At 39.9% G+C, this 22,251-nt stretch carries 11 protein-coding genes; 10 read left to right on the forward strand and 1 reads right to left on the reverse strand.

The window, feature by feature from the left end; genetic code table 11:
* Window positions 1-379: 379 nt before the first annotated feature.
* Genes ACT29I_RS24365 through ACT29I_RS24375 form a run of 3 tightly spaced genes read left to right on the forward strand, consistent with a single transcriptional unit; the run spans window position 380 to window position 6,937 of the window.
* Window positions 380-3,508: a SusC/RagA family TonB-linked outer membrane protein gene (locus ACT29I_RS24365; protein WP_444794691.1), complete on the forward strand. Its 3,129-nt coding sequence runs from the start codon at window positions 380-382 to the stop codon at window positions 3,506-3,508.
* A 10-nt stretch (window positions 3,509-3,518) separates the two neighbouring features.
* Window positions 3,519-5,057, forward strand: a complete 1,539-nt coding sequence (locus ACT29I_RS24370; RefSeq protein WP_430932079.1) for a SusD/RagB family nutrient-binding outer membrane lipoprotein — start codon at window positions 3,519-3,521, stop codon at window positions 5,055-5,057.
* 11 nt (window positions 5,058-5,068) lie between these two features.
* On the forward strand, window positions 5,069-6,937 hold the full coding sequence (locus tag ACT29I_RS24375) for a LamG-like jellyroll fold domain-containing protein (protein ID WP_444794692.1): 1,869 nt from the start codon (window positions 5,069-5,071) through the stop codon (window positions 6,935-6,937).
* 296 nt (window positions 6,938-7,233) lie between these two features.
* Here ACT29I_RS24375 and ACT29I_RS24380 read toward each other — a convergent pair whose 3' ends face one another.
* Window positions 7,234-8,085, reverse strand: coding sequence for a helix-turn-helix transcriptional regulator (locus ACT29I_RS24380; RefSeq protein ID WP_430932081.1), 852 nt, complete (start codon window positions 8,083-8,085; stop codon window positions 7,234-7,236).
* A 359-nt stretch (window positions 8,086-8,444) separates the two neighbouring features.
* Here ACT29I_RS24380 and ACT29I_RS24385 point away from each other — a divergent pair, with 359 nt between their 5' ends.
* From ACT29I_RS24385 to ACT29I_RS24415, 7 genes are all read left to right on the forward strand, one after another.
* Window positions 8,445-10,742, forward strand: coding sequence for a GH92 family glycosyl hydrolase (locus ACT29I_RS24385; RefSeq protein ID WP_444794693.1), 2,298 nt, complete (start codon window positions 8,445-8,447; stop codon window positions 10,740-10,742).
* 180 nt (window positions 10,743-10,922) lie between these two features.
* The gene (locus tag ACT29I_RS24390; RefSeq protein WP_444794694.1) at window positions 10,923-13,952 is read left to right on the forward strand and encodes a GH92 family glycosyl hydrolase; all 3,030 of its coding nucleotides are present in this window, start codon (window positions 10,923-10,925) and stop codon (window positions 13,950-13,952) included.
* Between the two features lie 98 nt (window positions 13,953-14,050).
* Window positions 14,051-16,291 (forward strand): GH92 family glycosyl hydrolase, encoded by a 2,241-nt coding sequence (locus ACT29I_RS24395; RefSeq protein WP_444794695.1) that lies wholly within the window; start codon window positions 14,051-14,053, stop codon window positions 16,289-16,291.
* A 198-nt stretch (window positions 16,292-16,489) separates the two neighbouring features.
* On the forward strand, window positions 16,490-17,257 hold the full coding sequence (locus ACT29I_RS24400) for a copper homeostasis protein CutC (protein ID WP_444794696.1): 768 nt from the start codon (window positions 16,490-16,492) through the stop codon (window positions 17,255-17,257).
* 240 nt (window positions 17,258-17,497) lie between these two features.
* Window positions 17,498-18,784 (forward strand): MFS transporter, encoded by a 1,287-nt coding sequence (locus ACT29I_RS24405; RefSeq protein WP_430932086.1) that lies wholly within the window; start codon window positions 17,498-17,500, stop codon window positions 18,782-18,784.
* Window positions 18,785-18,805: 21 nt separating this feature from the next.
* Complete coding sequence (locus ACT29I_RS24410) at window positions 18,806-19,777, forward strand: glycoside hydrolase family 130 protein (RefSeq protein ID WP_430932087.1); 972 nt, start codon at window positions 18,806-18,808, stop codon at window positions 19,775-19,777.
* A gap of 175 nt (window positions 19,778-19,952) precedes the next feature.
* The gene (locus ACT29I_RS24415) at window positions 19,953-22,154 is read left to right on the forward strand and encodes a GH92 family glycosyl hydrolase (RefSeq protein WP_444794697.1); all 2,202 of its coding nucleotides are present in this window, start codon (window positions 19,953-19,955) and stop codon (window positions 22,152-22,154) included.
* Window positions 22,155-22,251: the final 97 nt, after the last annotated feature.

Here is a 22,251-nt window from a genome sequence, read left to right on the forward strand (position 1 = left end):
ACGCTTTGCAACTCAGAAACAAATACAGCAAGGAAACCATGTTACTTATATTTCGTTTTTGCTTGCTGAGTAGTAACAATGCATATTGCGGGTTTAACGTTGAAAGGTAATAAAAAACCGTTTTAGAGTAATCAATAAATTTGATTATGGTTTGGTATAGGCTTACTTTTGGTGTTGACAAAAATTAATGAAAACATACAAAAATTAACAGTAAATATTAAATTTAAATCAAATTCCATGGAGAAGACAAAATGATACGTTATGACAGCTCTTCTAGCTTGATATCAAGTAAACTGTCAATTAAATCGGTATGTAGTAGGAATGATTAAACAAGAAAAAGTGTCTCTAAATTGAAGAAAAACTAATAAAAATGAGAACCATGACGAAAAGTTTTTTAAGTCTATTTGTACTTGTGTTTTTTGCTTCCGCAACACTTATTGCGCAGCATCAAATTACAGGTAAAGTTATAGATGAAACCGGGGAGCCCATACCTGGAGTTAACGTAATTGAAAAAGAAAATAATATGAACGGTACAATTACCAACTTTGATGGGGTGTATACGTTTGAGGTTGGAAGTAATCAGTCAACCTTAACTTTTTCTTTTATCGGATTTAGACCTCAGGAAGTGGCCATCGCTGGTCAGAACACTATAAATGTTACATTGATGGCAGATGTAACAGGTTTAGATGAGGTAGTGGTAACTGCCCTTGGTATAAAAAGGGAAAAGAAAGCACTAGGTTATGCTGTCCAGGATGTTAATTCGGAAGATTTGAACGTATCAGCGAACCCGGATGTTACAAGTGCTTTACAAGGTAAAGTTGCAGGTGTTAATATCACAACAAGCGGCGGTGTAGGAGGTAACTCACGATTAGATATTAGGGGTACAAGTTCTTTGCTTGGAGATGATAACGTACTTTGGGTTATTGACGGAGTACCGTTCTCAGGAGAAGAGAGAAGTAATGGTGGTATCTGGGGTGGTACTTCTAATGGAGGTGGTTTGCTCGATATCAACCCCGAGAATATAGAAAATATATCTGTGTTAAAAGGAGGTCCGGCTGCTGCTTTATATGGATCCAGAGGTGCAAACGGTGTAATAATGATTACTACAAAGGATGGTAGTGATTCTAAAGGTCTTAATATTAGTTATTCAGGCAATGTAACAGTTTCAGATGTAGCATATGTGTTGGAAACGCAAAATCAATATGGTCAGGGAACAGAAGGAGTATATTCTTCCACTGCCTCTTCAGCCTGGGGACCAAAATACGATGGTGAATTGCGGGAAGCATGGAATGGGGAAATGTTACCATATGTTGGAGAAGGTGATAAGGTAAAAAAGTTTGCTCAAACCGGATTGAGTTATAATAATTCGATTGCGTTTGCTAACAGCAATGAAGAAGGAAACTATAGGGTTTCTATTGGAAAAAATAAATCAGAGGGGATATTTAAAGGTCACGAAGTAGATAAGCTCAACTTCGATTTAAAGGCTGCTTACCAAATTAATCCATGGTTAAAGATAGATACAAAGTTATCGTACATTAAAAACGAGGGTGCTAACCGGCCGGAAATTGGTTTTTATAGTTACACCTCATATTTAAACGCCATGCCAACCAATATAAGGTTGAATGATTTGGCTCCAGGTTATGTTATTCAGGATAACAAACATGTTGAATATCTGTATGGCTCAAGTAGTGTGATTACCGAAAACCCAAGTGCGAATTCAAGAAACCCATATTTCCTGCAGGAGCAAAGAGTGAACAATGACGAGCGTAACCGTTACTTTGGTTATTTTGCAGCCCATGTTAATTTAATGAAGGATTTGTCATTAAGACTGAAATATGGTTTGGATTCTTACAGATATGGAAGTGTTTGGGGAACAAAATATGAAGATCAGATATCGGTCACACCTACCTATAATTCAAGAGAAAAATTCTTTGAAGAGGAAAATTATGAGTTTTTGTTCAGCTATAATAAAGATTTTAATGAAGACTTAAACCTGGGAGTTACATTTGGTGGCAATAAGTTACATAGATATACAGAGACGATGACGGCTAATTCTGGTAAATTGATTGGAGAAGACTATTTCTTCTTAGCCGGAGCAGAAAACAGTAATAATATGAATGTTACCGAATCGTTTGAGGAAAAAGAGATTCAATCGTTATATGGCTCATTGGATCTTGGGTATAAAGATATGGCTTATTTAACTTTAACTTCGCGTCATGATTGGAGTTCGAGTTTACCTTTAGGTAACTACTATTTTTCGTATCCTTCGGTAAGTTTAAGTGGTATTATTTCAGAAATGGTAGAGTTGCCTGGTTGGATCAATTATTTAAAAGCAAGAGCTTCCTGGGCACAGGTAGGTAAAGATCCTGATGCATATTTTACAGATGTTGATTTGAGTTTAGGAACCGGTATCAATGGTTTAACCACATTAAATATTCCTAACAATATTGTAGATCCTAATATTAAAGCTGAATTATCAACGGTAATTGAGTTCGGTGTAGAGTTTAGTTCATTTAACAACAGATTAAAAGTTGAAGCCAACTACTACAATGAGCAAACGGAAAACCAGATCGTAACTGTTGAAAACCCTCAATCTGCGGGTTATAGATATTATAAAACAAATACCGGATTAATCTTAAACAAAGGTATTGAAGCTTTAGCGACTATCACACCAATTAGAACCAACGATTTTAATTTAGGCATAACGCTTAATTTTTCTAAAAACATAGGTGAAATTGATTGGCTTTTAACAAAAGAACAAGGCGATGAAGAAAATGCACCTTTTAAATTCTATTCTGATAATACACAGTCTGTTGAGGTGAGAGGTTATGAAGGAAAAAGGCTAGGCGATATCTATGGAACTGTTTACGAAAGAAATGAAAATGGTGATATTATTGTGGATTCTCAAGGATTGCCGGTCATCGCACAGGAAAAAGAAAAGCTTGGGAATATCCAAGCCGACTTTACGGGTTCGTTAGGCCTAAATGCTTCCTTTAAAGGATTGTTTGTAAACGCTTTGTTCGGGATGCAATTTGGCGGTGATATTTTCTCCATGACAGAGGCTTCTGTCACAGGTTCAGGTAACTCAATGCGAACACTTGATACCGGAAATGGAAATGAAAGGGAAGATTTTTATGTGGACGGAGTAACGGAAACGGGAGCTTCTAACACAACGCTTACTTCTGCTCAGGCATATTTTGGAAAAGTTGCGGGTGTTGATGAAGAGTTTATGTATGATGCTTCTTATGTGAAACTAAGAGAAATTTCTGTCGGGTATAATATCCCCAAATATATGTTAGATAAAATACCTGGAACTTTTATTTCCAGTGCGAGATTTGCAATTGTAGGTAGAGACTTATTTTATTTGTATAAGGATACTCCTGGAACAGTGCCTGACGCTAGTGCATTTAGCTCAACAGGTAACAATGGTTATGGAGCGCAAGCTTTTGACTTTTCTCCGGTACCGGTAACCCGTTCAATAGGATGTTCATTAAACATTAATTTCTAATACAACGAATATGAAAAATATAATTATTGGTTTATCGGTCTTATTATTATCTGCATGCTTTGTGGGTTGTACTGATGACTTTGAGGCAATAGATACAAAAGATGGTGTGGTTAATTCAGGTGAGCCTGCCTGGTTGTTTGTGCAGATGTTACAAACACCGAGACAAAATTATCAAAGAAATACGAACTTGTATGATGACTTTTATGCCCAGTATTGGTCAAATATAGTAAGCGGTTTTGAATCGCCCAGATATGAATATGTGAATGGTTGGATAGGTAACCAGTGGATTGAGTTTTATACACAGGAATTGGTAGATGCGAATTTTATCAAAAGTAACTTCGGAGACGATCCGGCATTTGCGAATGCTGTGAATATTAGTGAGATATGGATGGTGCATGAATGGGCCAGGATGGCCGCCACATATGGTGATATTCCTTATTTCGACGCAGGAAATGGAGTTCAGGTCCCTTATAATACGGAGGAGGAAATCTATGATGATCTATTTGACCGACTAGATGTAGCTATTGCTGCATTAGACGCCGGTGATGCTTCTCAATATAGTTACGGAAGTTCAGATCTGTTTTTTAATGGTGATGTAGAAAAGTGGAAAAGGTTTGGTAATTCTCTTCGTTTAAGATTAGGAATGCGTTTGGCAAATGTAGCGCCTGCCAAGGCAGAGGAAGAAGTTAAGAAAGGAATAGCCGGAGGGGTAATGCAAAGTAATGATGATGTAGCCAGAATACCTTTTCAGAAAGACACATGGTTCGATTACCTTGACAAAATGGCTTGGGACTGGAACAATATCAGAGCTTCTAAAACTTTTACCAACTATTTATATAATCAGTCCACAGTAAATGAAGACCCTAGAGCGTGGAGATGGTTTACTTATAAGGAAAGTTCGCCTTTATTTGGTAGTTCAAAAATTGTGGGTGTTGAAAACGGTTATGATGTGCTTCCTGATGATGCTTCTGATTTTGCTACCATAAATATGACGGGAACTTTTATTGATTTTGCAAAGGACTTAGGTAACGATCCCATTGTGTATATGCCAATTATGTACTATACCGAAGTGTTGTTTTTACAAGCTGAAGCTGCATTGAGAGGATGGGGAAGTGGTGACCCTGATGATTTAATGCGTCAAGGTATTCAGGCTTCAATGGATTATGTGGGAGTTGATGCTGCGGATGCACAGGCGTATATTGATGGTGTATCTGCACTTGATGGGTCTAATGAAGAGAAGTTGAAGAAAATAATTACGCATAAATGGATATCTAATTTTCCGAATGGAATAGAAGCCTGGGCTGATTTCCGAAGAACGGATTATCCCGATATTACTTTGCCAATTGATGGTGTAAGCGGAAGCGCGAGTGTAGCTTCAGGAACATGGGTAAAACGTATTCGTTATCCCGACAATGCTCATGAATTTGATTCGGAACTTATGCCCAGCTCCAAAAATACGATTGAATCAGATAGAATGGATATTAGGTTGTGGTGGGATGTGGCCGATACGAAGGATAAGACTTCTGGATTAATGAACAGTAACTTTTAAATTGTAGAGAAATGAACGTAAAAACATATAATAATGCCTTTTTAATAGGTATTCTATCCATCTTCATGGCATTCTCTTTTGTGTCATGTGAAGATGACGAAACAAGTGGTGGCTTCGCCAATACTTCGTTGGATGGATTAATGACAGAAGCGGAGACATTGATTGCCGGTAGCGAGGAGGGAATTGATGCCGGATATTATAAGCCAGGTTCCATTGATAAACTTCAGAGCGCCTTATCTTGGGTTGAGTGGAAAATAGAAAATGCAAGATCGCAAGCCGATTTAGATGATGCGGTAATAAAATTGCAGGCTGCTGTTGATTTGTTTAAAGCAAGTACCGTGGCTGTTGCCATGCCATGGATTAAGCAGGAAAATGATACTTATATCCAAATCTCGGATAATATCAAAACTGTTTTAAATGGAGCATGGACCATTGAAATCAAGTGTTATGTCGTCGACTTAAATACAAAAGGCTATTCAAACAACCTTTTCTCGGCAGAGCAATCAGGTCCTGATAGTGGTTTTGGTGTTAGATACTTTAGTGACGGTAAAATTCAGGTAGTTGTAGGTAACAATAATTGGGTGGATACAGGAGATCAGGCAGGTGCCGGTACAATGAAGTCAGGTGAATGGATAGATGTTACCATGACTAATACCGGTTCTGTTCAAGAGCTCTATATCAATGGTGTTAAGTTAGCAGAAAATGAAAATACCCATCTATTAGCAGCTGATAAACCATTCGTGATTGGTAATAGTCCTATGTGGACCGACCGCGTATGTAACACTTTGGTTAAAGATTTTAGAGTGTGGGGGTCAGTGCTGGATGCGGCTACAATTGAAGCTAACAGAACAGCTACCATCACAGGTGCTGAGTCTGGATTGGTTTGTTATTTCCCGTTCGGATCTGATTTAGGTTCAGAATTCACCGATGTTACCGGTAATTATACTGCTACCACGGTAGGTAGTATTGAATGGGTTGCAGAACCTCCTGTTATAGTATTGGTTTACGATAATATTAATGCAGCTATCACTAAAATTACTGATTTCAGAGCTACGGTTACGGAAGGAGAACAAGATGGAGATTACCCAATAGGAACTTTAGATTTTATTGACGAGATTATCGCTGACGGTAATGATAAACTTGAAAATGAGACCCGTCAGTCTGCTTTGGATGACTATGCTACTACTGTTGATGAAAATATTGCTTTAATCAACTCAATGTTAGTGGGTGATGCCGATGGTATATTGATTGATCGTGATTTGTCAAGTGCAGTAGGTTTGCGTATTACGCCTAACTATACGCCTCAAGGAGATTATACCGTTGAATTTAATGTGAAAGTTAAGTCATTATTCGGTTATGGAACCGGCGAATTCTTTAATAACGGAGAATATGGTGTTTGGGTTTATGGATATGATGAACTTACAGAAGAAAACGTATTGGGTGCAGGCGGTCTTTGGAACTTTACAAATGCAGGTGCAGGATGGCAAGGTCCAAAAACAGACCCGTTGGTGATGAAAACCGGAGTGTGGCAACATGTTGCTTTAGTGCATGACAATACTGCCCGCACAACTAAGATATTTGTTGATGGAGTTGAAGAAGCAGTATTTGAAGACATAGGTGCTCCAAACAATTCTGGTTGGGGAGAAATGTGGCTAGGTAATGGCTGGGGTAAAATGGATGGTTACATGAAGGATTTCCGTCTTTGGGATGTCGTTCGCGCCCCTGGCGAGCTTGACGCAGATATTACTGGGGATGAAACAGGTTTGAATGCTTATTTCCCATTAGATAGAGTTAAAGGCGTTAAGTTTGCCGATGAAACAGGAAACTATATGGGTGATATGAGAGGTATTTCGTGGAATGCTGCCGTAAGTGCAGACTAAAATAAAAGGTTGTACATAATGTCATCCTAAAGAGGTTGACTGTGTTTCGTCACCGCAAGTTTCTCGTCTTTGAGGGGCTTGCGGTTTTTTTTTATCAGGCAGCAGCCTTTAGTCATTAGTGTATATTCAAAAAAGAATACCCGAATTGTATGATATAATTTTTGGTGAAGTTGGAGATTTGCACCTTGGACACACCTAATTTCGAAAACTGAACGGATACAATATTACTGAATACCGAAACCATTGTGCCAATGCACCGATTAACGAACACTAGCCAATCACACACTGCAGGCTGATTAAAACACCCTATGGTTTACTGCTCTATATTCATTGGGTGTCATGCCATTGTATTTTTTAAATACTTTGTAAAAATGCCCGATCGCGTTAAATCCACAGTTATAGCAAATGGTTTTGATGGGCACATTGGTCATGGTTAACCTTTGTGCGGCATAACTCATCTTAATTTTTGTAACGGTTTCGGTAAGAGTTTGGTTAAGGTGTTGTTTGATTATTTTATTCACGTGATCCGTGGTACGGTTGGTGAGTGCCACAAAACCGGGGACTCCTTCCCTGAATAATTGCGGCGAATTATATTGTTCCAATGCAAGTGCCAGCCAATGGGGGATGCCCTTGGCTTTGGCTTCAAATGACTCAGTCAACATTTTAAATATCTGTAATATCATGATGTCCAGATGAAGATAGTCCCGTTTTTTAGAAAGCGTGTAATCGGTCAGCGATGAAATTTCGTTTATCTGGTCGGCGTTCAGGTGAACCATGTATGGCATTTTATCCTTGGTCCAAAAAAATGTTTCCGAATCCGGAAAATATCTATCCTTAAAAAGTTTTAAGCTTTCCAAATAAAAGGCAATGTTGGTAACCACCAAACCGGTATTGTTACCTGATGATACAAAAGTATGTGTATCTGAAGGACGTATTAAACCTAATGTCCCTTTCTCGATGGGGTGTTTTTCTCCATTGATATAGTGAATACCGGTACCTTCCTTGATCCAGAATATTTCGGCATAATCATGGTCGTGGTAATCCAGGTTTTCATCTGCCGTTATTGTTCTTCTAACAATATGAAAAACATCACCCGGCTCAATCAAAAAAGATGGCAGACTGATTCTGATATTATTTTCAGGTGTCATTACAGTGTACAGTGTTTCACAATTAAGTTAAGCTCTGCTATTTTAGCTTTATATATCAAATATATATAAAATGTTAATCCTATCATTTTTAAATTTCCTATTTTAATAACAAATGTTAACATCATTTGTTAAAACGAGGTTTTTATTTTGTCATGTAAGGAAATGATGGCGTAAAATGCTTGGCTTTTAATCGCCTCCGAGATATAACGGAATAGCACAATAAATGTCAGTTGCGACATAACACATCTTTTTGCACTGCTCTTTGTTTAGATTTAACTTTGAACTCAAATTAAAGGAAACAACTGCCATCGGAATTCTAGAGGCGGTGGAGGAAAAATAATTTGCGTGTTAAATATAAAATGATGAAGAATTTATTGTTCTTTTCGACCATGATTGTGCTTGTTTTAAACGGATATGCACAAGGGTATGTAATTCCCAAATCAAGTATCGATTATGCAGCGTATGTTAACCCTTTAATGGGAACCGATTCCGAGTTTTCCCTTTCAAACGGGAATACCTATCCGGCGATTGCACGTCCATGGGGAATGAACTTCTGGACACCCATGACGGCCAATTTTGGTGACGGCTGGACCTATAAATATCGCGATTACCAAATTAAAGGGTTCAAACAGACGCATCAACCAAGTCCTTGGATAAATGACTATGCTGCTTTTGCCTTAATGGCCGTTACGGGAGACTTACAATTTCAAGAAGAGAAAAGAGCCTCGTGGTACTCTCATAAAGCAGAAGAAGTAAGGCCTTATTACTATAGTGTTTATCTGGCTGATTATGATACAAAAGTAGAGATAACTCCAACCGAAAGAGCAGCAGCCTTTAAGTTTACTTTCCCCAAGAACGAACAGTCTTTTGTTTTATTGGATGGATTTAAAAAAGGGTCGATGGTGAAGATAATCCCGGAAGAAAGAAAGATTATTGGCTATTGCAGAAATAATAGCGGAGGTGTACCGGAGAATTTTCATAACTATTTTGTGGCTGAGTTCGACAAGGATTTTGAAATCGTTCATACCTGGATAGATTCTACACTGTTGAGGGGAAAAACTTTTGCCGAGGATGACCATGTAGGAGCTGTTGTTGGCTTTAAAACTGAGGCAGGAGAAGAAGTAAATGTAAAAGTGGCTTCTTCATTTATATCTCCGGAACAGGCACAGTTAAACCTGGACCGTGAACTAGGTAATAAAACCTTTGCCCAAATCAAAGATGATGGTAAGAATGAGTGGAATAAAGAATTAGGCAGGATAAAAGTAGAAGGCGATAATATAGATCATATACGAACATTCTATTCTACCTTATACCGCGTTTTGCTGTTTCCACGTAAATTTTATGAGCTGGATAGGGATCATAAAATAGTTCATTACAGTCCGTATAACGGAGAAGTGCGACCGGGATATATGTTTACGGATAATGGTTTCTGGGATACTTTCCGGGCAGTTTTCCCATTTTTTACGTTGATGTATCCGGAGCTAAATAGCCAAATTATGGAAGGTCTGGTAAATACTTACGAGGAGAGTGGGTGGCTGCCGGAGTGGGCTAGTCCGGGTCACCGTGGATGTATGATTGGATCTAACTCTGCTTCTTTAATAGCCGATTCTTACTTAAAGGGAATAAAAGGCTATGATATTGAAAAATTATATGAAGCCATTGTTAAAAACAGTGCCAATGTGCACCATGAAATTAATTCTGTAGGACGATATGGTCACGAATATTATAACACGTTGGGGTACATTCCTTACGATGTGGATATTAATGAAAACACGGCACGTACATTGGAATATGCCTATGCCGATTTCTGCCTCTGGAAACTAGCAGAGACATTAGGCAGACCACAAGAAGAAATTGATCTGTACAAGTCACGCGCACAAAATTATAAGAATGTGTTTGATAAAGAATCAGGCTGGATGCGCGGCCGCAACGAGGATGGAACTTTTCAATCTCCATTTAATCCTTTTAAATGGGGCGATGCTTTTACCGAAGGAAACAGTGTACATTATACCTGGAGCGTATTCCAGGATGTGGAAGGATTGATTGGATTAATGGGCGGAAAAAATGCCTTTGTGAGCAAATTGGATACCGTATTTAATTTACCACCCATTTTTGATAATTCATATTATGGTTTTACTATTCATGAAATCCGTGAGATGCAGATTGTGGGAATGGGTAATTACGCACATGGTAACCAACCGATACAGCATATGCTTTATTTGTATAATTATGCCGGCCAACCGTGGAAAACCCAAGAGAAAGTGCGTGAGGTGATGAACAAGTTATATACACCAAATCCTGATGGATATTGTGGGGATGAGGATAACGGACAAACATCTGCCTGGTATGTGTTTAGTTCGCTCGGTTTCTATCCTGTTTGCCCGGGAACCGATCAGTATGTAATTGGAGCACCATTATTCAATAAGGTTACCGTAATCCTGGAAGATGGAAAGGAACTATGTATTGAAGCCAATAATAATAGCGAAGAAAATATGTATGTTAACCATATTAATTTTAATGGAAAGTCAATCGATCGCAATTATTATACACATAAAGAATTGCAAAATGGTGGTAAAATAACAATTGAGATGTCATCGACCCCAAATAAAGAAAGAGGGGTTAGCAAAAAAGCTGCACCTTATTCGATGTCGAAATAGTTATTGGTCAATAGTCATCCGTGTTATGTGAAATTAAGGTTGCCCTATATTAGTTTTTTTACATGGTAGAATAGCTCTTTCCTTTGACCCTTACATTAAGGAGGAAGTAATCCATTAAACATGGAGGGATGGGGGTGATTCAAGTTATATTTTATTAAGATTTCTTTTAAAGAAGAATGTATGCACGTTAAAAACATTATAATATTTAGCACATTAATCCTGGGATTCTGGGCCTGCCAAAACAGATCTCAACGGCCCATCGATTATGTGGATCCTATGATTGGTACCGACGGTATTGGCCATACCTTTCCCGGAGCAACGGTTCCTTTTGGAATGGTACAGCTGAGCCCATCCAACGATTTTAAATCATGGAACTGGTGCTCAGGATATCATTATTCCGATAGTGTTTTAAAAGGATTTGCACATACCCATATTAGCGGAGCAGGATTGGCAGGATTGGGGGATATTTTATTGATGCCAATGGTAGGGGAAGTAAAATTAAATCCTGGAACAGAGGAGGATCCTGAATCTGGTTATCGCTCCCGGTTCTCGCATGACAGGGAAAAAGCATCCGCAGGTTATTATTCGGTTATGTTGGATGATTATGATGTCCATGTGGAACTGACAGCTTCAGAACGGGTAGGTTGCCATAGATATACCTTGGGTAAAGAAGGTCGATTAAATGTAATTATCGACCCTACCCACAATATCATGGAAAAGGTATTAGATACAGGAGTGGAATTTCTTTCGGAAACGGAATTTCGAGGATACAAAAAATGTGATGGGGAAGCGGGGGAGCGTACCGTATATTTTTATGCCAAATTTTCAAAACCGGTATCCGGTTATGGCTTGGCGAAGGATGATGAAATAATAACGGAGGTTTTTAAGCTCAATGGTAATAATACGAAGGCATTTGTACAGTTTGACCTTCAGTCGGATGAAGCGTTAGAAGTTCAGGTAGCCTTATCGTTTGTGAGTTACAAAGGGGCTAAAGCTAATTACGAAGCGGAAGTAAAAGGTAATTCATTTGAAGAAACCCTTGCTGAAGCAAAGCATAAATGGAGCGAAAAACTAAACAAGATTCATGTGAAGGGTACATCGGAATCTGATAAAAGAATTTTCTATACAGGAATGTATCACTCCTTTATTTCGCCCAATTTAGTTTCGGATGTAGATGGAAAATATTGGTTGGAGGGGAAAGCCTATCCATCGAAAATACCCCAATATTCCAACTATTCTACCTGGGATACCTACCGGGCATTAAATCCTTTATTTACCATTATAGAGCAGGGAAAAACCGCTGAGTTTGTCAATTCACTGACGAGCCGATATACTGAAACAAAAGTAGGGCTGCCCGTTTGGGAATGCCTGGGTCACGATAATGTTTGCATGATTGGTTACAATGCGGTTTCACCGTTGGCTGATGCAGCCTTAAAAGATATTCCTGGAATTGACAAGGAAAAAGTATATCAGGCTGTTCGCGCAGCGGCCATGTCCCTGGAAAAACATTCTCCCAATTACGACAAAAACGGGATGGCAGAATATATCAGGCTGGGCTATGTTCCGGCGGAATTAAACTGTGCAGTCTCCAAAACAACCGAACAAAACTATTACGATTGGTGTATTTCGCAATTGGCAAAAAAGTTGGGGAATCAAAACGATGCAGCACTTTTTGCCGAAAGAAGTATGGGTTACAAAAATCTTTATCACCCCGTAAAAAAGTTTTTATATTCTAAATATACAACGGGTGAGTGGCGCGAAATGAATCCGAAAGTTTGGGATGACTTAATCGCCAATTATGTGTCAGGAAATATTTGGGGCTATTCGGCTTATGTACCGCATGATGTCAACGGTTTGATAGAACTCATGGGCGGAAAAGAAGTGTTTGCGCTCTGGTTGGATGATATTTTTGCGGATACCACCCAAATTGGAGGGCATACCCATGTGGATATCTCCGGCTTTATTGGAAAATACGGGCATGGTGATGAACCATCGCAACATATGCCATATTTGTATAATTATGCTGGTCAACCATGGAAAACCCAGGAGAAGGTGCGTCAGGTAATAAATGATTTTTATTTCGATTTACCGGATGGCCTTGTCAATAATGATGATCTGGGACAAATGTCGGCCTGGTATATTTTCAGCTCGATGGGCTTTTACCCCGTTTGTCCGGGAGATATGAAATACATTATTGGTTCCCCGTTGTTTAAAGAGGTGGTATTAAACCTGGAGAACGGGAAACAGTTTAAGGTAAAAGCCAAAAATAAACCAAAGGAGAACATCTACATCCAGTCCGTTATGTTAAACGGTCAACCTTATACAAAGACCTATCTTACGCATGATCAAATCATGGATGGCGGGGAATTGATATGTATTATGGGGTCAACGCCCAATAAGGATTGGGGTACAAAACAGGGTGATCTGCCATACGCAAAAGTGGATTTAAATAAAAACCAAAGCGCTCTGCCCAAGATAACCTATAAACCTTATGATAAAGATAACAGTGAGGTATTTGAAGGGTCTAGGAGGATTGAGCTTACGTGCCATACTTCGAATGCTAAAATATATTATACCCTGGATGGAAGGACTCCAAACAAAAGAAGCGGGGCGTATAAAAAGCCTATCATAATTAGTAAAACATCTAATTTAAAAGCGATTGCTTATGCCAATGGAATGGAGCAAAGTTTTATATACGAGCGTACTTATTATGCTGGGAGAAGGTTTGCAGAACTGGAAAAGGGATTTCCTAAAATTACGTTGCTGAATGAATCAAAGAAGTTTGGCGATGCGGATGGAAGTATGCTGTTGGACCTGGAAATTGGATCGGAAAGTTTTAATGATAGCAGATGGACAGGGTTTGATGGTGAGGATATGGTTGCAACTATCGATTTCGGTCAACCAATTTCCATTAATAATGTAAGCATAGGATATCTGTCAAATACAGGAGTGTGGATTTTTCCTCCTTCATCAGTGAGAATTTCCGTTTCAATGGATAATGATAATTATAATACGATTGGTTATCAAAAACTTAATTTCTCGCAGGAAGAGATGGGAAAACCTTTTTTAAGGAGGCAAGATTTCCAATTGGGTAGAACGGAAGCTAGATACTTAAAGGTTAAGGTAAATAATTTTGGGTTGGTGCCGGATTGGCATGCCGCAGCAGGTCATAAAGGTTGGCTGTTTGTTGATGAAATATTAATCAATTAGCAACTAACAGGTATATTATAAGAGTGGCAACGGTTCTCCCCTTTGGCCTTGACAGCAAGCAAAAGCAATAGGGTTGTAACCTACAAAATGTAACAAGTATGATAAAACTTAAACATATAGCGATTTTATTGGCGGTATTTGGGGTATCGGCTTACGGCCAGCATTATACCCAATACGTAAATACTTTTATTGGCACAACCAATTTTGGCACCACGAATCCCGGTGCAATAGTGCCACAAGGAATGGTTTCGGTTGTTCCTTTTAATGTAACGGGTTCCGATGATAACAAATGGGATAAAGATGCCCGTTGGTGGTCTACACCGTATTCGTGGGATAACAAATTCCTGACAGGTTTTTCACACGTGAACCTCAGCGGGGTTGGATGCCCGGATTTAGGCGTTATCACGGTGATGCCAACTACGGGTAAGGTCAATGCCTCCTTGAAGGAGTTTGGAAGCAATATGTCTGCCCAAAAAGCGGAACCGGGATATTACAGCTGCATGCTGGATAAATATGGAATAAAAGCCCAGGTAACATCAACCCAAAGAACCGGATTAAGCAAATTTACCTTTCCCAAAGGACAATCAAATATCCTGATTGATTTAGGCAATAGCCTAACCAACGAATCCGGTGCTTGCCTCAAAGTAATCAGCAATCAGGAAGTGGAAGGCTCGCGTATGACGGGTAATTTTTGTTATCATGGCCATTCCGAGCGACCGGTGTATTTTGTGGCACGTTTTAGCAAACCGGCAACTTCATTTGGTGCCTTTAAAAAAATGCCTCCAATGAAGGCGGAAAAGGACTGGTCTGCAACATCAGGAAAGTTCAAGTACTACGAAGAATTTCTACACCCTGTGGCCGGAGATAGTATCGGTGCATACTTTTCATTCGAAACAGAGGAGAACGAAGCCCTAATGGTTCAGGTTGGTGTTTCCTATGTAAGTATCGAAAACGCGCGACAAAACCTTGATTTTGAGTCTGTAGGTTTTGATTTTGAAAGAGCCAGGAGAGAAGCTCTGCAAGAATGGGAATCTGTTCTTTCTAAAGTGAAAGTTGAAGGTGGTACTTTGGATCAGAAAACAGTTTTCTACACTGCGCTCTACCATATGAATATACATCCAAACATCATTAACGATGTGAACGGTCAATACCCCATGATGGAATCGTTTGGTATTGGAGAAGTCAAAGGCAGAGACCGATATACCGTCTTTTCTTTGTGGGATACCTACCGTAATTTCCACCCTTTGATGAGTTTGTTGTATCCTGAAAAGCAGTTGGATATGGTTAGGTCTATGGTGGATATGTACAAAGAAGGCGGATGGCTGCCAAAATGGGAACTAAACAGCAAAGAAACTTACACCATGAACGGTGATCCTGCTTTCCCTGTGATAACCGACACTTATCTTCGGGGATTAAAAGATTTCGATGTTCAGGCTGCCTACGAGGCCATGCTGAAATCTGCGACCACACCTGAGAAGGAAAATAAGATAAGAACCAACAATGATTTTTACTTGCGAAACGGTTATGTGCCCTTTGCCGAAGAGTATGACAATTCGGTTTCCATTGCCCTGGAATTGTATCTGGCGGATTGGAACCTGGGTGTCTTGGCGAAAGAACTGGGAAAGGATGAGGATTATAAACGTTTCAATAGGCAATCCAAAAGATATACGAATTATTTCGATAAAAAGGGATTTAAGATGCTCCGCCCTAAAAAAGCAGACGGCACTTTTATCCAGGACTTTGATCCTTTGCAAGGAAAGGACTTTGAACCGGTTCATGGTTTCCACGAAGGAACTGCATGGCAATATACATTTGGTATTCCGCATGACATCAAAGGTCTGATAAAACTCAATGGAGGAGGTAACAAGTTCACCCAAAAACTTCAAAAAGTCTTTGAGGATGGACTTTTCGATATGGCCAATGAACCGGATATGCACTATCCATTTTTATTCAACTATGTGAAAGGGCAGGAATGGAGAGCACAAAAGGAAACACGAAGATTGATTGATACCTATTTTAAAAACACGCCCGACGGTATTCCCGGAAACGATGATTGCGGAACTATGAGTGCATGGGTGGTTTATGCTATGATGGGTTTTTATCCCGTTTGCCCGGGCGATATGAATTATACCGTTACAGCACCTGTTTTCGACAAAGTAACCGTTGAGCTGGATGATCGCTTTTATTCCAATACAAAGTTGGAGATTATAAAACACGAAAAAGAGAAAAAAGGATTTATAAAGGATATCAAGTGGAATGAAAAATCAACCCATTCATTTTTTATCAACCACCACGACATGGTTAAAGGAGGTAGACTAGAGATTTATTTGGGCAGATAGGAACTGATCCTGCGTTTATATCCCCATCAGAATATAAACTCGCGTTAACCTGGATTTAAAAGCGTTCGGGGAACTGCTTGATAGATTCTGAAGGGTATAGGATTGTAAAGTAAATAGATGTGATCCGATTCGGAAATAATGTGTTTTCCCCAGAAAAACCATTTGGTGTTATTTCGTGTGATTCGTGAACAAAAAATAATGAACAGAAACGACTTTGAAATAGAAATTTGTGCAGGCAATATCCAATCGGTTATTGAAGCCGATAAGGGAGGTGCCGATAGGGTAGAGTTATGCGACAACCTCATTGAAGGAGGAACTACCCCTTCTGGTGGAACGATTGCCATGGCAAAAAAAGTTTCAAATATTGATATTTTTCCAATCATTCGACTAAGAGGGGGGAATTTTGTGTACGATGAGTTGGAACTAAGAATTATGTTGCAGGATATTAAGGAAGCGATTTCTGCTGGCGCAGACGGTGTTGTAATTGGCGCATTGAATAAGGATGGTTCTGTCAATATTGATCAATGTCAACGAATGATAGAAGCTGCCAACGGATTGCCTGTTACTTTTCATCGTGCTTTTGACCAATGCAAGGAACCGTTTGAAGCTTTGGATACCTTGATGTCATTGGGAATATCAAGACTGTTGACGTCCGGCCAAAAATTCACAGTTACGGAAGGAGCCGGGTTAATAACCCGTTTACATGAAATGACGGGGGATAAGTTGACAATTATGCCCGGTGGCGGAATCAATGAACACAATATTGTAGAACTTGCCGAGAAGACGGGTGTGAAATCCTTTCATGCCTCGTTAAGAGAGGTTTGTTCACAGGAACCTTGTTTTTGGAGAGATGAGGTAAAGTTTAACGGTACAAATGATTTGCCCGAGAATCAGTTTAAAACTTCAAGTAAAAAAAGGATTAGATGTTTAATAGAAAAATTGGAAAAAGAGGTTAACAGGAAATAAAGTGATGAATAGACTGTTCCGAATATAATTTGGAGGCTTTGCATAGTAACCGTAGGCAATGCTCTGCGCATATAATACTAAATAGTATACTAGTTTCCTATGCGGCGCGGGCGGGTAACCTAAGAAGTGTATCGGTAATAGTCTGTTTTGATCCCGAACATTATATACAGGATAAATCCCAGGCCTGGCTATATAAATCATTCGATGGAGAATAATTAATAAGAGAAAACACTAAAACTAATGACTGAAATAAAATCGAATTTTAAGAATCCTGCACTTTGGGTGCCTACTGTATATTTTGCCATGGGTTTACCCTTTGTGGCCATTGCGCAAGCTTCGGCTATCATGTACAAAAACATGGGGATTAGCGACACACAAATTGCGTTATGGACCTCATTGGTCATGCTACCGTGGACATTAAAACCGTTGTGGAGTCCGGTTCTGGAAATGTTTAAAACCAAGAAGCACTTTGTTGTGGCAACGCAACTGGTTACAGGAATGTTATTTGCATTGGTGGCGCTTTCATTACCCTTACATAATTTCTTCACCTACTCTATAGCACTGCTGGCAATTATAGCTTTTAGCGGATCTACGCACGATATAGCCACCGACGGGGTCTATCTAAGTGTATTATCGCCAAAGTTACAAGCCAAATACATTGGATGGCAAGGTGCCGCTTATAATATTGCGAAAATTGTTTCTGCTGGCGGATTTGTTTATCTGGCCGGAGAACTCGAAAAGACCATGGGCATCAAACATGCGTGGATGGTTGTTATGGGCACATATGGGGTCGTGATGTTTATTCTGGGCCTATACCATATCCGCATGCTACCACGAGGAGGCGAAGCTTCTGAAGTTAAATCCCTTCGGGAGGGGTTTGACACTTTATGGGATGTCATCAAAACTTTCTTTCAGAAAAAATTCATTGGCTGGTATATTGTTTTTATCATTCTTTATCGATTTGCGGAAGGTTTTGCCATAAAAATTGCCCCCCTGTTTTTTAAAGCTGCGCAGGCCGAGGGAGGATTGGGAATGACAACCTCCGAAATTGGGCTGGTGTACGGAACATTCGGAGCTGGAGCTTTTGTAATAGGTTCCATATTGGGCGGGTACTATATTTCTGCCAAAGGATTAAAACACACACTTTTCAAACTGGCACTGGTTTTTAATGTGCCATTTGCGGTCTATTCATATCTGGCCATGAACCAGCCCGATAGCATCTTTGTGATTTCCGTTGCGGTTATCTTGGAGTATTTTGGATATGGATTTGGTTTTGTGGGTCTTATGCTGTTTATGATGCAACAAATAGCACCGGGTAAATATAAAACAGCACATTATGCATTCGCATCAGGTATCATGAATCTCGGTTTTATGTTACCCTCTATGTTGAGTGGTTATTTAAGTGATTGGTTAGGGTATAAAATATTCTTTATTTGGGTACTTATTGCAACTATACCAGCCTTGCTGGCTGCTTACTTTGTGCCATTTACCTATAACGAACCGGAAAAAGAAATTAAAGAAATATAAACAATACTAAAGTTTTGAGATATGATAAGTAAAAATACAATTCCCTGGGAAGAAAGACCGGAAGCTTGTACCGACGTAATGTGGCGTTATTCCAAAAATCCAATTATTGGACGGTACGAAACACCAACGTCAAACAGTATTTTCAATAGTGCGGTAGTTCCATTCAAAGATGGTTTTGCCGGAGTATTCCGATGTGATAATAAGGCCGTTCAGATGAATATCCATACCGGCTTTAGCAAGGATGGTATCAACTGGGAAATTGAACCGGACCCCATCGTGATGAAAGCGGGAAACACCCAAATGATTGATTCAGCTTACAAATACGATCCGCGAGTTACTTTTATCGAAGATCGTTATTGGGTTACCTGGTGTAACGGTTATCACGGCCCTACCATTGGCATTGCTTACACTTTCGATTTTAAGGAATATTTTCAGTGCGAAAATGCCTTCCTACCTTTTAACAGAAACGGTGTTCTGTTTCCCGAAAAAATCAATGGTAAGTATTGTATGTTGAGCCGCCCAAGCGATAACGGACATACTGCTTTTGGAGATGTCTTTATGAGTTATAGTCCGGATATGGTGTACTGGGGTGAACATCGTTCAGTTTTAAAAGTAACCCCTTTCGAAGACAGTGCCTGGCAATGCTTAAAAGTGGGGGCAGGTGGTGTACCCATCAAAACAGAAGAGGGTTGGTTGTTGTTTTATCATGGCGTGATCCAAACTTGCAGCGGATATCGGTATTCAATGGGCGTTGCATTGTTAGATTTGGAGCAACCGGATAAGGTATTGCAACGTTCTCAACCATATTTGTTGGCTCCCGCAGTTGATTATGAACAGAATGGGGATGTGCCCAATGTAATTTTTCCCTGTGCATCCTTGCACGATGAAGAAGGAAAAGTAGCGGTTTATTATGGTGCTGCCGATACGGTAGTAGGCATCGCTTTCGGTCGTATCCCCGAAATTATCGAGTGGCTAAAGAAAAACTCGATATAAGAATCATTTAACCCGGGCTATTATTCCCGGGTATCTAAATACAAATTATCCGACGTATCACGTACGTTGAATTATGACCAACGAAATATTGCGTGGCCAGCCTAACGGCTGGCAGGGAAATCAATCAAATCTTGTTCGCCAAACTAAATTGATAATATTCTAATTTTAAGGAACAATGATTCAAGTTAAATACATAGCATTAATATTAATACCCGTTCTCTTCTCTTGTCAAACACAAAAGAAAAAGGCGGTAAACGACACCAAATCGCTCACGTCCTACGTCGATCCATTTATCGGTACTGACGGGCCGGGAAATACCTACCCTGGTGCTGTTGTCCCATTCGGAATGGTTCAGCTAAGTCCCGATAACGGGTTGCCGGGCTGGGACAGGATAGCCGGTTATTTCTGGCAGGATTCCACCATTGCAGGTTTCAGTCATAAACACCTTACCGGAACCGGGGCCGGTGATTTATATGATATCTTGGTGATGCCTTATAACAGTAGGTTTACCAATGATTTGTGGCCGGATCAGGAAGACTATCGTCCGTATTCCATGTTTAGTCATGACAAAGAGATGGCTTCGCCAGGATACTACTCGGTAAACCTGTTAAGTTCCGGCATAAAAGCAGAACTAACAGCCACAGAAAGGGTAGGTGTGCACCGATATTCTTTTCCTAAAGATAAAGAATCAAAAATTCTGATAGACTTAGGTTACAAACTGAACTGGGATAACCCAACTGAAACCTATCTTAAACTGGAAGACGAAAATACCATTGTTGGATATCGTTATTCAAAGGGATGGGCACCGGACCAGCGAGAGCATTTTGTCTTGAAGATGTCTAAGCCAATTAAGGATATCAGGTTTTTCAAAGGCGAAGAAAAGGTGGAAGGACGAGAAGTAAAAGCTAAGAAAACGAAAGCTGAAATTTCGTTTGTATCCCATCAGGAAGAACAGGTCTTGATAAAGGTAGCCTTATCCACATATTCTATCGAAGGAGCCAGAAAAAACATGGACGCAGAATGCCCGCATTGGGATTTTGATAAAGTGATGGAAAGTGCGGATAAAAAATGGGAAAAGCAATTGAATGTTATCGATATCCGGGGATCCAGCTATCAAAAAACAGTTTTCTATACCAACCTGTATCATTGCTTTTTAACGCCATCCTTACATTCCGATATAGATGGATGGTACAAAGGAGCGGATGGAGAAATGCACCAGGCTAAGGGCTATGATAAACTGGAAACATTCTCACTTTGGGATACCTATAGAACGGCACATCCTTTTTATACATTAGTTGTTCCTGACAAAGTAGAGGATATGGTCGCCTCGTTCCTAAGCCATTATAACGAAACGGGATTGTTGCCGGTATGGAGCTTCGCAGGAAACGAAACCAATATGATGATTGGCTATCATTCCGTACCGGTCATCGCCGATGCTTATTTTAAAGGAATCGCTATGGATGCCGAAAAAGCTTATGAAGCATGCAAAGCTACAGCGATGAGCGATGCCTGGAGCCTGCCGGATTATAAGAAATATGGATATATACCTCTGAACGATAAAGATAAAGGGCATTGGAGCGTCTCCAAAACTTTAGAATATGCTTATGACGATTGGTGTATTGCTGAGATGGCAAAGGCATTAGGAAAAGGAGATGATTACCATTATTTCAGCAAACGAGCGGATAATTGGAAGAATCTTTACGACAAGAATTCAACATTCTTCCGCCCCAGGGCAAAGGACGGTCAGTTTATTAAGCACTTTGTGGCAAAGGAATACACAGAGTTTTTCTGCGAAAGTAATGCCTGGCAATATTTCTGGCATGTACAGCACGATATTCCGGGATTAATTGAAACTACAGGAAAAGAGGTGTTTGCTGCCAAATTGGATTCCATGTTTACGTATTACGATGATCCCGACGAAGAGTTGCCCATATTCTCAACAGGGATGATAGGGCAATATGCGCATGGCAATGAGCCAAGCCATCATGTGGCATATTTGTACAATCAGATAGGCCAACCGGAGAAAGCCCAAACAACAGTGCGAAGGATCATAGAATCTCAATATACCGACAAGCCGGACGGATATTGTGGTAACGAGGATTGTGGGCAGATGTCGGCTTGGTTGGTGATGTCTTCCTTAGGTATGTACCCGGTAAATCCGGCTGATGGCGTTTATCATATCACTTCCCCGTGGATGTCGGGGGCAACCTTAAACCTGCCAAATGGAAAGAAATTTACTATAAAAACCGATAACTTTGGGAAAGGGAATGCGCTAATTGATGAAGTAACGCTCAACGGAACACCGCTCAAAGGGCTAACTATCACCCATCAACAGGTAATGAGTGGGGGAGAGCTATATTTCAAATTAAAGCAATAATGCCTATCAGGAGTTGTAAGAAAATTAATTGTTCTTACAATTCAACTTATAAAAGCCTGGGGTGTTTACCTTAGGTGTGTTGAATATAAAGAACCGG

It is taken from the genome of Saccharicrinis sp. GN24d3, from assembly GCF_052400645.1.
GTDB lineage: Bacteria > Bacteroidota > Bacteroidia > Bacteroidales > Marinilabiliaceae > Saccharicrinis.

Coding starts and splice junctions, on each gene's coding strand:
- ACT29I_RS24365 (WP_444794691.1), top strand. CDS start 380: ATGACGAAAAGTTTTTTAAGTCTATTTGTACTTGTGTTTTTTGCTTCC.
- ACT29I_RS24370 (WP_430932079.1), top strand. CDS start 3,519: ATGAAAAATATAATTATTGGTTTATCGGTCTTATTATTATCTGCATGC.
- ACT29I_RS24375 (WP_444794692.1), top strand. CDS start 5,069: ATGAACGTAAAAACATATAATAATGCCTTTTTAATAGGTATTCTATCC.
- ACT29I_RS24380 (WP_430932081.1), bottom strand. CDS start 8,085: ATGACACCTGAAAATAATATCAGAATCAGTCTGCCATCTTTTTTGATT.
- ACT29I_RS24385 (WP_444794693.1), top strand. CDS start 8,445: ATGATGAAGAATTTATTGTTCTTTTCGACCATGATTGTGCTTGTTTTA.
- ACT29I_RS24390 (WP_444794694.1), top strand. CDS start 10,923: ATGCACGTTAAAAACATTATAATATTTAGCACATTAATCCTGGGATTC.
- ACT29I_RS24395 (WP_444794695.1), top strand. CDS start 14,051: ATGATAAAACTTAAACATATAGCGATTTTATTGGCGGTATTTGGGGTA.
- ACT29I_RS24400 (WP_444794696.1), top strand. CDS start 16,490: ATGAACAGAAACGACTTTGAAATAGAAATTTGTGCAGGCAATATCCAA.
- ACT29I_RS24405 (WP_430932086.1), top strand. CDS start 17,498: ATGACTGAAATAAAATCGAATTTTAAGAATCCTGCACTTTGGGTGCCT.
- ACT29I_RS24410 (WP_430932087.1), top strand. CDS start 18,806: ATGATAAGTAAAAATACAATTCCCTGGGAAGAAAGACCGGAAGCTTGT.
- ACT29I_RS24415 (WP_444794697.1), top strand. CDS start 19,953: ATGATTCAAGTTAAATACATAGCATTAATATTAATACCCGTTCTCTTC.